Origin of the sequence: Corynebacterium sp. HMSC035E02 (assembly GCF_001836065.1) — a bacterium.
GTDB classification, from domain to species: Bacteria; Actinomycetota; Actinomycetes; order Mycobacteriales; family Mycobacteriaceae; genus Corynebacterium; species Corynebacterium hiratae.
Genome location: NZ_KV827349.1, coordinates 53,661 through 66,970 on the forward strand (window position 1 = coordinate 53,661; position 13,310 = coordinate 66,970).

Consider the following 13,310-nt stretch of genomic DNA (forward strand, 5'->3'; position numbering starts at 1 on the left):
AGTAGCTTCTAACCTTTTCCATTTTCCTCCACTCACTGCCGCGATGCGGCCTTACGCGCCGAGCGTGCTTTAATGCCGAGCGTGCTTTAATGGGGAAAGCCGATATACCGGGAATCTACAGTGAGGTGGCACATAGTGAACGTAGCAGTATTGGGTGCGGGCTCGTGGGGAACTACGCTGGCAAAGGTTTTTGCCGATGCCGGCAATGACGTCCGCTTGTGGGCGCGCCGTGAAGAGCTAGCCCAGGCCATCAATGCACGCCACGAGAACCCGGATTATCTCCCAGATCTTCCGCTGCCCGCCTCCATCCGCGCTACCACCGATCCAGCTGATGCGCTGGAGGGTGCGGACATCGTCATTTTCGGCGTCCCCTCGCAGACCTTGCGGTCCAACCTGGAAAAATGGGCGCCGTTGCTGCCGGAGGATGCAACTTTAGTATCGATTTCCAAGGGCGTGGAGAAGTCGACGCTCAGCCTGATGAGCGAGGTGATTGCCGATGCCGCCGGTGTTTCCCCCGACCGCATTGCGGTGCTCTCCGGGCCCAACTTGGCCAAGGAGGTGGCCCAGGAGCAGCCGGCAGCTACGGTTATTGCGTGCCGCGACGCCGACCGTGCCAAGGCTGTCCAGCATGCCGCCGCAGCACCCTATTTCCGGCCCTATACCAACACCGATGTCATCGGCGCGGAAATTGGCGGTGCTTGCAAGAACGTGATTGCACTTGCCTGCGGCATGGCTGCGGGTAAGGGGCTGGGAAACAACACCATGGCCAGCATCATTACTCGAGGTCTCGCGGAGATTACCCGTCTCGGCGTGAAGCTGGGAGCGGATCCGTTCACCTTCTCTGGTCTGGCTGGTATGGGTGACCTCGTGGCAACCTGTAGCTCGACGTTGTCCCGCAACCGCACCTTTGGCTACCGCCTCGGCCAGGGCGGCACCCTGGAGGAAGCCACAGCCGCCACCAATGGCCAGGTAGCGGAAGGCGTTATTTCTTCCGATTCCATCTTTAGGCTGGCGCAGCGCGCGGGCGTAGAGATGCCTATTACCCAAGCGGTCTTCGGTGTGTGCCACCGCGGCGTGACTGTCGACGACATGATCGTGGCTCTGATGGGTCGCACCAAGAAAGCTGAGTAAAGCCGAGTAAAGTTGCTCGGTATGACTGAAGCGAATCCTGTGCGCGTGGCCGTAGTGTACGGCGGGCGCAGCTCCGAGCATTCAGTGTCGTGCATCTCCGCCGGCGCAATCATGGAGCACCTTGACCCGGACAAGTATGAGGTTGTGCCGATCGGCATCACGCGAGAGGGCACCTGGACTCAGGGCAGTCGGGAGGGCCTCGGCATTGTCGATGGGCGCCTGCCCGAGGTAGAGCTGCACGATGAGCTGGCGCTTTCCCTCAACCCCGCCACGCGCGGACGCATCCACAACGTCACTCGCCATGAGCACTACACCGAAGTGGATGTCATTGTGCCGGTTCTCCATGGCCCCTACGGTGAAGATGGGACGGTCCAGGGGCTTTTCGAGCTCTCCGGCATCCCTTACGTGGGCGCGGGCGTGCTGGCCTCGGCCGTGGGCATGGACAAGGAGTTCACCAAGAAGCTGCTGGTTGCGGAAGGTCTGCCTGTGGCGCCCCAAGAGGTGCTCACTGGGGAAGCCACGCTGAGCGACGCCCAAAAGGAGCGCCTCGGCCTTCCTGTCTTTGTGAAACCGGCGCGCGGTGGTTCCTCCATCGGTGTGTCCAAGGTTTCGGCGTGGGAGGATTTCGCGGACGCGCTGGCCCTAGCCTACGAGTCCGACGAGAAGGTCCTTGTCGAGCCGGAAATTCGCGGTGCAGAGGTGGAAGTGGGCGTCCTCGAGCACCCAGACGGTAGCCTCCAGGCTTCCGTTCCCGCCAAACTTTTGGGCACTACGGAGTCCGAAGAAGGCTTTTATGACTTCGATGCCAAGTACATCGACGAGGGCGTTTCGGCGGAAATCCCTGCGCCGTTGAGCGATGAACTAACCGCTGAGCTCCGCCAGCGCGCTATTGAGGCTTTCCGTGCTCTGGGCGCTGCCGGCCTGTCCCGCGTGGATTTCTTCGTCAGCGAGGATTCCTACTGCATCAACGAGGTGAACACCTTCCCCGGCTTCACACCCATCTCGATGTACCCCCAGGTATTCGCCGCCGTGGGGGTGGGCTATGCCGAGCTGCTGGATACCCTCATCCAAACCGCGCTCGCGCGTTCCTAGTCCTTAGCCCGCCTAGTCCCTCAGCTGAGTGCGAAGGGCAGGCGGTAGAGGAGCAGGCCGCGGTTGCTACTGGGAAGGGGTGGCGGCCACGAGGGCGTCGCTCAGCCGCACCAGCGCGGAATTGGCTGCCTCCTGCGGAGCAGACAGCGCGAGATCCTCCGCCCGGCCGAGCGCAAACCACGTGCCGGCCGTGGTGCCCTCCGCCAGGGTGGTGTCCTCGAACCAGGGCACGTCATTGACCTGCTGCAGCTGGACACCTGCACGGTAGTTCTCCGGTGCAGCCACACCACAGCGCACGACGATCTCTTCCTGGCCCGGCGCGCTGTAGACCCAGGTGTTCTTGTCACCGGCATCCTCGCGGCGCGAGTAGCCCTCCGCGAGGGTCTCCGGCAGGGCCTTTTCCAGCCGGCTGCACATGGAATCCGGGCCCGCCTTCAGCTGCGACAGCGGAGCGGCATTGGGCTGTTGCTGTTTCTGTTCCAAGTGGCCGAGAGCATCACCGAGACCCTCCGGGGCGTCGTCGCGCGCGTTGTCGGAGGTGGTGGTGACCGCGACGGCGGGAACACGCTTGGTGCTGTACCACGTCGTGAGATTCGAGCCGGGAGTGGCGTCGACGACCTGCAGCCAGGATTCGCCGTCGGCCTCGACGGTCTGGGAATACTCAGTAAATTGCTGCGGCAAGTCAACACCGCAGCGCAGCGTTATCTTGTCCTCCGAGCTCTTCGCCCACGCCGCAACACCCGCGGGAGCTGGCTCGACAAGATCGACGCGTGGGTACCCCAGTAGTTTGTCCGGCAGCGCATCGACCACGGCGGCGCACTCGGGGGAATCCGCCGCCTCAGATGGGGTGGGAGGCAGCGCCACCGGTTGCTGGGCAGCGGTGGTGAAGACGTATTTTGCCCCAAAAATCACCGCGAAGACCATCGCGATGGCGATCCCGAGTGAGACGTAGATTGCGGTGCGGTTAAATTGGGTATCCATAGGGGCTTATCCTATCGCTGATAGTCCAGGAAGAACGAACGTGGACGGTGCGCACGCGTACAGTGCGTGGCCCGCGCAACACAAAGGAGTCCGTGACGGTGGGTTTATCGCATACCCTCGACCAAGCCGGTGAGCGGCAAGTCATCCATGAGATTGTCACCGCCGCCCCGAGCGCGCTCAATGGTGACGATGCCGCGGTGCTGTACCCGGCAGCGCCCAATTCCCGCACGGTGGCAGCGACAGACATGATGGTGGAAGGCAGGCATTTCCGCCGGGATTGGTCGACTGCCGCAGAAATTGGGCAGAAGGCCATCGTGCGCAATTTCGCCGATATCGAGGCGATGGGTGCCCGGCCCACTGCAGCACTGCTGGCTATTGCCGCGCCAGGGGAAACCCCGGTGGATTTTGTGCGGGGGATTGCGCAGGGCATCGCTGAGCGCTGCGCGGTCTATAACGCAGAGCTGGTCGGCGGCGACCTTACCCGCAGCGACAGCTTGGTCATCAATGTCACGGCGATGGGTTCCTTGGGAGGAAGTGGGGCGCCGCTGACCCTGGATGGAGCACGCGCGGGCCAAAAGCTGGTGGCGCACGGCAAGATTGGGTACTCCGGAGCGGGCCTTGCTCTGCTTCAGCGCTTTGGCCGCGCGCTGCCCCCGGAACTAGAGGAGCTGTGGCCGCTGATCGACGCCCACTGTGCACCCACCCTGAGCCCTGGGCGTGGGGTTATCGCTCGGGCAACGGGTTCGACCGCGATGACAGACAATTCGGATGGCTTAGTGCGTGATGTGGGGCATCTGGCACAACGCTCCGGGGTGCGCATCGACCTCGACCGCGCAGCCATTGCCCCGGATCCGCTCCTAGCTGCTGCCGGCGCGGTGCTTGATATCGATCCGTGGGAATGGGTCCTAACGGGAGGGGAGGATCACACGCTGTTGGCCACCACGTACAAGGCCGCTCCCTCTGGGTTCCGGGAAGTAGGCCGGGTGATGCGCGGTACCGGTGTCACCATCAGCGGAGAGGAGCCTCGCTATCGCGAGGGCTGGGAGGGATTTGCGTGAGCCACATCGATACCTCTCGCATTCACTATTCGTGGATGCCCCACATCCGGCAGGCGCTGGAGGAGAATCTGCCGCGCCTTGAGCAGCAGATCGGCCAAGACTTCCTGCCCCCGGCCGAGGACGTCTTCGCTGCCTTGTCGATGCCGCTCGACGACGTACGTGTCCTCATCGTGGGCCAAGATCCCTATCCCACCCCGGGCCATGCCATGGGCTTGTCCTTTTCTACGCGCCCCGGGGTGCCGGCTCCCCGCTCGTTGCAGAATATTTACGCCGAGCTTCACGACGACCTCGGGATCACCGGCCGCGCGGATGGGGACCTGCGGGCGTGGTTTGACCAGGGCGTGCTGCTGCTTAACCGAGTGCTTACCGTGGCCCCGGGCCAGGCCGGCTCGCACCGCAGGCTTGGGTGGGAAGCGATTACGGAGGCCGCCATCAGAGCACTGGCGGGGCGCGATATCGTGGCCATTCTATGGGGCCGCGATGCCCAAGCCTGCCAGGCCTTCCTGCCCGGTACAGAGTGCATTACCTCCCCGCATCCTTCGCCGCTGTCAGCGCGGCGTGGATTCTTTGGATCGCGTCCTTTTTCGCGGGCAAATGCGGCCTTAGGGGCCCGTGGAGTCTCGGCAGTGGACTGGCGCTTGTAGACTAGCCACCATGTCTTATCCCGCCGAGTTGGATGCCCGTGGCCTGCACGAGTGGGCCGCGCGAACCGTTAAGGAGCTACAGTGCCGCCGCGCCGAGATTAACGCCCTCAACGTCTTCCCAGTGCCCGATTCTGACACGGGTTCCAACATGGCGCACACCATGGAATCTGCTCTGGCGGAGGCCGATAAAGGCGAGATGGACGTGGCTGAAGCCCTGGCCATCGGTTCGGTACGCGGAGCTCGCGGCAATTCCGGGATGGTGCTGTCCCAGGTATTGCGCGGGGTGGCTGACGCCACGACGGATTCGCGGGTGGATGGTTCGGTCTTGGCGGATGCCCTCTCGCTGGCCGTCACGCTGGTGGACCGTGCTCTGGTCTCTCCAGTGGAAGGCACCATCATCACCGTGCTGCGTACCTCGGCCGCCGCTGCCAGCAAGGCCGCCGAGCAGTCCGGCGCGCAGCTGCACGGAATCTTGGTCGCGGCGGTCAACGCCGCCCAGCAAGCCCTAGCGGAGACCCCTTCCCAACTGCCGGCGCTGCGCGAGGCCGGTGTCGTAGACGCCGGCGGAGCCGGCTTCGTCATCTTGTTGGAATGCTTGCTGGCCCAGCTCACCGGTGAAGAGACCGCGCCCCAACCTGTGGCTATGGAACCTGAAGGGGCAGAGCCCACGCCGAGCGAATCGGTACCGTCTCACGGAGAGAAATGTGCCGCGCCACAGACTGGGGCGGGCGCGGAGATTGAAGTCATCTTCTTCTTCGAGGGAGACCTCGCCCAGATCGAGGAGACACTTAACCCGCTGGGCAATAGCCTCGTCATCGCGCGAGCCACGGAGGATTCGGCGAGCGTGCATATCCATAGCGTTCAAGCCGGTGCGGTCATAGAGCAAGCCTATGGCCTCGGAAACGTCAGTAACCTTCGCCTCGAGGTGCTTCCCTCCGTCGGCGATACAGAGGCCGGCGAAATGCAGTCTGCCGACCGTGCCGGGCGGCGCATCTTCGCCGCAGTCCCCGAAGGGGCCGCGCGGGAGCTTTTTGAAAAGGCCGGGGCGGATACCGTCAAGCCCGGCGACGGCCCTCGCGCCGCGAAGGCGGGTGATCTCTTCTTACCCAACGGTTACTGCGGAGCGCCCGGTACAGCCACGCTTATCCCGACTGATTCCCTCGTGTCCGGGCTCGCCGCGCTGTCGGTCTACTCACCGGGTTCCGCCCACACCGCCGAGGCAGTGGCCGCCATGGCGGATGCCGCACGCTCAATGCGGGTGGTGCATCCGGATACAGAATCCCTCGACGGGATTGTGGCGTCGTGCCGCAGCCAATTGGCTTACGGCGGGGAGCAGATCACCGTGCTCACCGGACTCGAGATCGATGAGGAAGAGCTGGCGCAGCTCCTTGACGTCGACGTGGTGGTGCTGCGAGTAGCTGGGCTGCGTACCGAGATCGGGGTGGAGTAAGCCATGCTGGGGTGGCAGGATGACCGTGCGCTGACGGAGATTCTGGCAAAGAAGGATGCCTCGGCATTCAAGCGTGCCTTCGGGTACACCACGTGCGGCGAGCTGCTCAGCCACTACCCACGCGACTACATCCGCCACAACAAGGACGTCGGCCTCGGCGGTGCCGAGGACGGTGATCACGTCACCATCACTGGTGTTATTGAGGATGTCCGCGTCAAGCACACCTCAAAAGCCATGGTCTTTATCCTCTACATGGATAGTGGAGTCCAGGCCTCTTTCTTTAACGCGCACTACGTGCAGCGCGTGCTGGGGCGCGGCATGCGCGTCATGCTGTCTGGCAAGCTGAAGTACTTTCGGGGATACCCCAGCCTGCAGCACCCAGACTTCCTCATCCTCGATCCCGGCCGTTATCAGGAATCCTTGCTGGATAGCACGTCCGGGCAGGGGACGGGCTCGCTGAAGAAGCTTTCCCAATTCGGTTCATTGGAAACCTTCCTGCAGCGCGAGTGGATCCCCGTCTACCCGGCCAGTGGGAAGGTGACATCGTGGTACGTCATGGGCGCTATCCATAAGGTGCTGGAAAATACGCCTTCGATCCCGGAGCCGCTGGATTACCGCATGATGGTGACGCTGGACCAAGCCGTCCGCGAGATCCACGAACCGGGTGAGCACGGGCCCGAACGCGCCATCCAACGCCTGAAATACAATGAGGCGCTGTCGATTGGGCTGGTCATGGCCCTGCGTCAGCGCGATGTCAAGGCACGCACGGCAACCCCGATGCCGGCAATTCTGGAAGGCTACCGCGATGAGCTGCTCAGCGAGTTGCCCTTCGAGCTGACTGCGGGCCAGCGCCGGGTCATCGCGGAGATCGACGCGGACCTGTGTGGCACCGCGCCCATGATGCGTCTGCTGCAGGGCGAGGTGGGTTCGGGCAAGACCCTGGTGGCCACGTGCGCCATGCTGCAGGCGGTCGATGCCGGCAAGCAGGCTGCGCTTCTCGCGCCGACGGAAGTGCTGGCGGCACAGCATGGGGCGTCGATTAGCGCCAGTGTTCCCGAAGGGGTCACCGTCACCGTGCTGACCGGCTCGATGAAGACGGCGGAGAAGCGGCAAGCGCTGTTGGAGATCGTTTCCGGCGAGGCCGATATCGTCATCGGAACGCATGCCATCATCCAAGACACGGTGGAGTTCTTCGACTTGGGCCTCGTCATCGTGGATGAGCAGCACCGTTTCGGCGTCGAGCAGCGCGATAGCCTGCGCACCAAAACCCGGGAGGGAACCAGCCCGCACCTGCTGGTCATGACGGCGACACCAATCCCGCGCACGATTGCCATGACCGTCTTCGGAGATTTGGCCGTGTCCACACTCAAGGAGCTGCCTGGCGGGCGAAAGCCTATCTTGTCCGCGGTGGTGCCCGAATGGAAACCGGAATGGGTACGCCGCGCCATCGAGAGAATCCGCGAAGAGGTAGAAAGGGGTCACCAGGCCTATATCGTCTGCCCGCGGATTGAAGGCGAGGGCGGGGTGGAATCGATGTCCGTACAGCTGCGAAACCTGCCGCTGCGGGGTCTGCGGGTGGAGATGCTCCACGGCAAAATGCCCGATAAGGATGAGGTCATGGAGCGGTTCGCGCGCGGGGAAATCGACGTCCTCGTGGCGACCACCGTCATCGAGGTCGGCGTCGACGTGCCCAACGCCACCGTCATGCTTATCCGCGAATCGGAGAATTTTGGCGTCTCGCAGTTGCACCAGTTGCGTGGGCGCGTGGGACGCGGCGGCAATGAATCGGTGTGCCTGCTGCACACGACGGCTGAGCCTGATAGCAAGTCTTTCCGGCGTATCAAAGCTATCGCGGATACGCCATCTGGTTTTGACCTAGCTGAGCTCGACCTACAGCAACGCCACGAAGGCGATATCTTAGGAACACTGCAATCCGGTACGAAGCGCACGCTGAAGTTGCTGGACCTTATCAATGATCGGGACATCGTTGAGCGCACGCATGCCGATGCTGCCGCATTGGTAGAGCGCAACCCCACGTTAGCGGTGGAGTTGACACACAATTTGAGTGCGGATGAGCAGGAGTTTTTGGAGAAGAACTAGGCCAGTCACCGCGCGCAGCTGAGGGGAGATAGGGTAGAGGCCATGACCAGAATCATCGCTGGGGAGGCCCGGGGGCGCACCATCAAGGTGCCGGAAGCCGGGACTAGACCTACCTCTGACCGTGCCCGCGAGGGCCTTTTCTCATCGTTGAACGTGCGTTGGGGTTTCATCGACTCCCGGGTGCTGGACCTTTTTGCTGGGTCCGGTGCCTTAGGTCTGGAGGCAGCCAGCCGCGGCGCTGAGGAAGTGGTCTTGGTGGAAAACAATCCTGCGGCGGTGAAGATCATCCGCCACAACATTGGGGTGGTGAAGCACCCGCGCGTCGAGGTACGCGAGATGAAGGCCTCGTCCTATCTAGCGACCGCCCCGCGCGGGTATTTCGATATGGTGCTCGCGGATCCTCCCTATGAGTTCGATGATGTGGATGGGCTGTTGGCCGCGATCGAACCGGTGTTGGATGATGCCGCAATCGTCGTCATCGAACGCCATGTGGATTCCCCGCAGACGCAGTGGCCGGAAGGCTTTGAGCCCACCGGCCAGAAGCTCAAGAAGCGGACCTTTGGCATTGCGCGTTTTGATATGGCGATTTATCACCGCGCTGAGGACAGTGACTACAGCGACAACGCGGGTAGCGAAGATACCGCCATGACCGAAATCAAGGAGGATTAGCCATGCCCACCCACGCCGTCTGCCCGGGATCTTTCGACCCCATCACGCTGGGCCATGTTGACGTGTTCAACCGCGCCAGCGAATTGTTTGACAAGGTCACCGTGCTGGTGACGGGAAACCCCGATAAGCCGTCCGGACTGTTTAGCGTGGAGGAGCGCGTGGATCTCATCCGCCGTACCGTCGCGCCAGAGATCCAGGTGGACTGGTGGGGCGGCCTGCTCGTGGATTACACCAGTGCCCATGGCATAGACACCATTGTCAAAGGCCTGCGCTCCTCCTTGGACTACGAGTATGAGCTGCCGATGGCACAGATGAACCGGCGCCTTTCCGGGATCGATACTGTCTTCTTGCTCACTGATGAAAAGTACGGCTATATCTCCTCCTCCCTGTGCAAGCAGGTGGCACAGTACGGCGGCGATGTCACGGGTATGTTCCCAGAGCACGTTGCGGCCGCCGTAATGGAACGCTACCGAGGCTAAGGAGACATGTCTGTACTGGCAATACCTTTCGTCGTCCTCGTTACCGTCATAGTCGGCTCCTGCCTGCAGCGAGTCTCCGGCATGGGGTTGGGCCTCATTGGCGGGCCCATCTTGACGCTCTTCCTCGGCCCCGTGGAAGGCATCATGGTCATCAACGTTTTGGCCTGCATTAACGCCATCCTCACGACCTATTCGATGCGCGAGAATGTGGCTTGGAATAAGTGGCTGCGCATCGGCCCCTTCATGGTCCTCGGCTCAATCCCGGCGGCGCTGCTGATCGCGCGCATCGATACCTCGGCGTTGTTGGTGCTCGTGGGCGCCGCCTTGTTGATCGCGCTGGGCGTAGTGGTGTTTGGCCGCAAGTTCGTCCCCGAGATGCGGGGGACGGGGCCCGCGATCTCCGCGGGTATCTTGGGCGGTTTTACCAATACCCTGGCCGGCGTTGCCGGCCCCGTCATCACCGTGTACGCCCAGGCTGCGCGGTGGCCTAAGTCAATCCTCGCCGCGACCCTGCAACCCTGCTTTGTCATCGGCGGATTGTCCTCTGTTCTGACGAAGTACTTCCTGGGCTCCGGCGGTTTCGAGGGCCTGCACTGGCTGGTGTGGCCTTGCGGAATAATCGGCATGTGCGTCGGCATCCTTGTAGGCAAGAAGATCGCCGGGCACGTCTCGCGGGAGAAAGCCCACACGCTGTCGCTGGCGCTGGCTAGCCTGGGAGCGCTGAGTGCTCTGCTGCGCGGTCTTTCCACGCTGGGCGCTTAAAACACTGCCTGGGTAAGGTGGACCCATGGCGAAGTTCAAGATTGAAGACGCGCTCTCCCTGCGCGCAGGCAAGAATTTTCAGATCGACTCGGTCGATGCCTCCGCAACCCCCGGCTTCGACGGTGACAAGGACGAGCTCGATGCCCGTTTCACCAAGTACGATGACGAGCTCTATGAACTGCAGGAGCGGCTCTTTGCCAACGGTCGCAGCTATGGTGAGGACGCCCCAGCGGTGCTCATTGTGTTGCAGGGAATGGATACCTCGGGCAAGGGCGGTGCTATTCGCCACGTGCTCAGCACCTTCGACCCGCAGGGAACCACCACGGTTGGTTTCGGAAAGCCCACCGAGGAAGAGCTGGAACATGACTTCTTGTGGCGCATCCGCAAGCACGACCCGCAGCCGGGACAGATTGTGGCCTTTGACCGCTCCCACTACGAAGACGTCCTCATTCAGCGCGTGCACGAGTGGGTCGACGAAGAAGAAGTGGACCGCCGCATCGAGGCTATCCGGGATTATGAGCTCGACCTGACAGCGAAGGGTGTCAAGGTCATCAAGATCTTCCTACACCTGTCCAAGGAAGCCCAGAAGGAGAATCTGCTGGAGCGCACGGAGCGGGAAGACAAGTTCTGGAAATACGATCCCGCCGACGTGGAGGAGCGCGCCTATTGGGATAAGTACATGGCGGCCTACCAGGACGCCATCCAGCGCACGGATGAAAACTATGCGCCCTGGTATGTCATTCCTACCGATAACAAGAAATACGCCCGCATGGCGCTGAAGTTCCTCATCGTGGATCTCCTACGCCATATTGACCTCGAATGGCCGGCGCCCGACTTCGACCCGGAGGTGGAGCGCCAGCGCATCGAGGACGCCGACTAAGAACTAGTCGCTCTGTGCCTCATCGACGTCGCTGGCGAGCTCACGGGCGGCGGCGTTGAAACTATCGAGGACGGACAACAGCGCTTCCTGGGCATTGATAATTCCCAGGTTGAGGGCGTGGAAGAGCTGGTCCTCGTTCAGACCCGCCGTGGTGACGAAGCAGGCATCACCACGCAGCTCCACCTCATCCTCAACGAGGCCAACGATCGCGCGCCCATCGAAGGCACTGGAATTGAACTCGTTGCACAAGACGTGGAAGATCGGGAGCATGTCCGCGTCGAGCTGCGTCGGCAGCACGCATTCCATGCGCACGAGGCCATCGTCGACGGTGATAACCCAATCAAGGTCATTGAGGCGGGCAACCGCCGCAGTGGGGTCCTCCGGGTGCGCGGTGGCCGCCATATCTAGTTCCGTACCGTTGAGCACGCTCAGCACGCTGTCCCGGCTGACGGCGGGCAGCGGAGACCCAGACAGGATGTCGAAAGGATCGGTGCCTTCGCTAGCGTTGTGGTTCATGCTTGCTCCTCCTCGTTCCAGGTGACCGCCTGGGGAAAACGCTGCGCCACGACGTCGAAAACCTCCGCGAAGCTGGCGAGCGAGCTCAGCAGGAAATGCCCCAGCTGGGCCAAGGACAAACCTTCGCCCACGGCCATGGCGCGGTTGGCGCCTAGGTGGATCTCCGCGTTGCCCTTCGCGTCCTCTTCGACGAGGAAGTTCAAGGTGGGCGCCACGCTGGCCCAGTTCAGCTCCGCCACGGCAGCAGCAACGTCGTGTTCGAGGTGCGCGGGAAGCGTGCCTTCCCAGGAGGCGAAGGCGCTCAATACGTCGCCTTCCGCGTCGAGGTCACAGTGCACCGCGATATGCGGCACACCGGTCTGCAGGACGCGGCGCGCGGGGGCGTTGTCGTCGCCGGCACCAGGAGCGTCGCCTTCCTCGGGGGCAGCTTCGATGAGCGCGTAGTCGGCATCGATAAGCTCGCACAACTGCGCCAGCCGGTCAATGGTGACCGGCTCAACCACGTGGAGATCGGTCACTGCTGCTCACCCTGCGCGCCCTCAGCTCCCTCGCCCGCCTGTGCAGCAGATTCGGAACCGAGCTTGGCCATTTCCTCGGCGGCGGCGACCATGGCGTTCTGGGCGTTGATGACACCATCCACGGAGGCGCGCAGCGCGGCCGCGAGTTGTTCGTCGGTCATGCCGGCCGCGCACGGAATATCGGCCTCGGTGCGCACGAGCAGCATGCCGTCGAAGTCAGCAATGACGGCGCGGGCCCCCATAGCCACGGAATTGATCTGGTTAGCCGCGAGGAAAAGGCCGGCGTCGGCCTTGGCGTAGTTGACGTCCGTTGGCACATCGCAGCGCACGATGGCAACGCTTTCCAGCACAGCGAACATGCACGGCAGGCCGTTGAGGTTGGCGGTGGCGGCGTCGTCGCGGCCGGTGACCGGCTCGAGTTCGATGTCGAAGGTCTTCATTGCCTCAATGATGCGGTCGAGGGTGACCTCCGGCAGTGCGTGCGGATCCTCGGCGGGGGTAGTCGCAGGATTAGTCATGGTTGTGCTCCTTCCAGGTGACGAGCTGCGGGTACTGCTGTTCAATCCACTCGAAGGACTGCAACACGGCATCCAGGGTGGACATGACGAACGCGCCTAACTGGTTGCGGGAAGCGCCGTGGGTCAGGTCGAGATCGCGCGCACCGGAGACTGCCAAGGCGTTGTCCGGAGCCTCAAAGAAGCGGAACGTCGGCGTGAAGTGATCCTGGTTCCAGGCGTTGATGTGCATGAGGAGCGCCGGGCCCTCGGAGGCGGGCACAGAACCGCGCCACACGGAATCAACGATGAGGGAGGAGCCAACCAGCTGGAAGGCAATGGCGGCGTTCGAGAAGCCGGTGCGCAAAAGGTTGACCGTCTGGCCGTCCTGCGTCTTTTGCTCTTCGATGCGGTATTCCAAGCCTTCTGACTTAAAGATCTCCGCAATGCGCTCGAGTGTGACCTCCTCAATCGGAGTATCGGGCTGCAGCTGGCGCTGCTGCGCTTCGTCGTGATTAGTGGTGTCAGTCAATTCT

Annotated in this window: 15 protein-coding genes; 10 read left to right on the plus strand and 5 right to left on the minus strand. The window is 62.6% G+C overall.

Features of this window, described 5'->3' with window-relative positions; all coding sequences use genetic code 11:
- Nucleotides 1-132: 132 nt before the first annotated feature.
- Both HMPREF2635_RS07670 and HMPREF2635_RS07675 read left to right on the plus strand, forming a co-directional pair.
- Nucleotides 133-1,131: an NAD(P)H-dependent glycerol-3-phosphate dehydrogenase gene (locus HMPREF2635_RS07670; protein WP_070681350.1), complete on the plus strand. Its 999-nt coding sequence runs from the start codon at nucleotides 133-135 to the stop codon at nucleotides 1,129-1,131.
- A gap of 21 nt (nucleotides 1,132-1,152) precedes the next feature.
- Nucleotides 1,153-2,223, plus strand: coding sequence for a D-alanine--D-alanine ligase family protein (locus tag HMPREF2635_RS07675; RefSeq protein ID WP_046649071.1), 1,071 nt, complete (start codon nucleotides 1,153-1,155; stop codon nucleotides 2,221-2,223).
- A 66-nt stretch (nucleotides 2,224-2,289) separates the two neighbouring features.
- Here the strand turns inward: HMPREF2635_RS07675 and HMPREF2635_RS07680 are convergent, their stop codons facing one another.
- A complete protein-coding gene (locus HMPREF2635_RS07680) occupies nucleotides 2,290-3,204 on the minus strand; it encodes a DUF3515 domain-containing protein (RefSeq protein WP_070821522.1) in 915 nt (304 codons plus the stop codon).
- A gap of 47 nt (nucleotides 3,205-3,251) precedes the next feature.
- On the opposite strand from HMPREF2635_RS07680, the gene HMPREF2635_RS07685 reads away from it, so the two are divergent.
- The 8 genes from HMPREF2635_RS07685 to HMPREF2635_RS07720 are packed head-to-tail and all read left to right on the plus strand — an operon-like array spanning nucleotide 3,252 to nucleotide 11,246.
- Nucleotides 3,252-4,262, plus strand: a complete 1,011-nt coding sequence (locus tag HMPREF2635_RS07685; protein WP_369816146.1) for a thiamine-phosphate kinase — start codon at nucleotides 3,252-3,254, stop codon at nucleotides 4,260-4,262.
- Between the two features lie 35 nt (nucleotides 4,263-4,297).
- Nucleotides 4,298-4,906, plus strand: a complete 609-nt coding sequence (locus HMPREF2635_RS07690) for a uracil-DNA glycosylase (RefSeq protein WP_210401596.1) — start codon at nucleotides 4,298-4,300, stop codon at nucleotides 4,904-4,906.
- Nucleotides 4,907-4,916: 10 nt separating this feature from the next.
- Nucleotides 4,917-6,356, plus strand: a complete 1,440-nt coding sequence (locus HMPREF2635_RS07695; RefSeq protein ID WP_070821524.1) for a DAK2 domain-containing protein — start codon at nucleotides 4,917-4,919, stop codon at nucleotides 6,354-6,356.
- 3 nt (nucleotides 6,357-6,359) lie between these two features.
- Complete coding sequence (locus tag HMPREF2635_RS07700) at nucleotides 6,360-8,456, plus strand: ATP-dependent DNA helicase RecG (RefSeq protein WP_070821525.1); 2,097 nt, start codon at nucleotides 6,360-6,362, stop codon at nucleotides 8,454-8,456.
- A 42-nt stretch (nucleotides 8,457-8,498) separates the two neighbouring features.
- Complete coding sequence (gene rsmD / locus HMPREF2635_RS07705) at nucleotides 8,499-9,125, plus strand: 16S rRNA (guanine(966)-N(2))-methyltransferase RsmD (protein WP_046649076.1); 627 nt, start codon at nucleotides 8,499-8,501, stop codon at nucleotides 9,123-9,125.
- 2 nt (nucleotides 9,126-9,127) lie between these two features.
- Nucleotides 9,128-9,604, plus strand: coding sequence for a pantetheine-phosphate adenylyltransferase (gene coaD / locus HMPREF2635_RS07710; RefSeq protein WP_046649077.1), 477 nt, complete (start codon nucleotides 9,128-9,130; stop codon nucleotides 9,602-9,604).
- A 6-nt stretch (nucleotides 9,605-9,610) separates the two neighbouring features.
- A complete protein-coding gene (locus HMPREF2635_RS07715) occupies nucleotides 9,611-10,366 on the plus strand; it encodes a sulfite exporter TauE/SafE family protein (protein WP_070681175.1) in 756 nt (251 codons plus the stop codon).
- Between the two features lie 25 nt (nucleotides 10,367-10,391).
- Nucleotides 10,392-11,246, plus strand: a complete 855-nt coding sequence (locus HMPREF2635_RS07720) for a PPK2 family polyphosphate kinase (RefSeq protein ID WP_070681178.1) — start codon at nucleotides 10,392-10,394, stop codon at nucleotides 11,244-11,246.
- A gap of 3 nt (nucleotides 11,247-11,249) precedes the next feature.
- Here HMPREF2635_RS07720 and HMPREF2635_RS07725 read toward each other — a convergent pair whose 3' ends face one another.
- From HMPREF2635_RS07725 to HMPREF2635_RS07740, 4 genes are read right to left on the minus strand one after another with little or no spacing between them, the layout of a single operon-like run.
- Nucleotides 11,250-11,762 carry a hypothetical protein gene (locus tag HMPREF2635_RS07725; protein WP_070516565.1) on the minus strand — a complete coding sequence of 171 codons (513 nt, stop codon included), beginning with the start codon at nucleotides 11,760-11,762 and terminating at the stop codon, nucleotides 11,250-11,252.
- The gene (locus HMPREF2635_RS07730; RefSeq protein WP_070821526.1) at nucleotides 11,759-12,280 is read right to left on the minus strand and encodes a hypothetical protein; all 522 of its coding nucleotides are present in this window, start codon (nucleotides 12,278-12,280) and stop codon (nucleotides 11,759-11,761) included. Before HMPREF2635_RS07730 ends, HMPREF2635_RS07725 begins: the two co-directional genes overlap by 4 nt.
- Nucleotides 12,277-12,798, minus strand: a complete 522-nt coding sequence (locus tag HMPREF2635_RS07735) for a YbjN domain-containing protein (RefSeq protein WP_070516569.1) — start codon at nucleotides 12,796-12,798, stop codon at nucleotides 12,277-12,279. Before HMPREF2635_RS07735 ends, HMPREF2635_RS07730 begins: the two co-directional genes overlap by 4 nt.
- Nucleotides 12,791-13,306: a YbjN domain-containing protein gene (locus HMPREF2635_RS07740; protein ID WP_046649083.1), complete on the minus strand. Its 516-nt coding sequence runs from the start codon at nucleotides 13,304-13,306 to the stop codon at nucleotides 12,791-12,793. Before HMPREF2635_RS07740 ends, HMPREF2635_RS07735 begins: the two co-directional genes overlap by 8 nt.
- Between the last annotated feature and the right edge of the window lie 4 nt (nucleotides 13,307-13,310).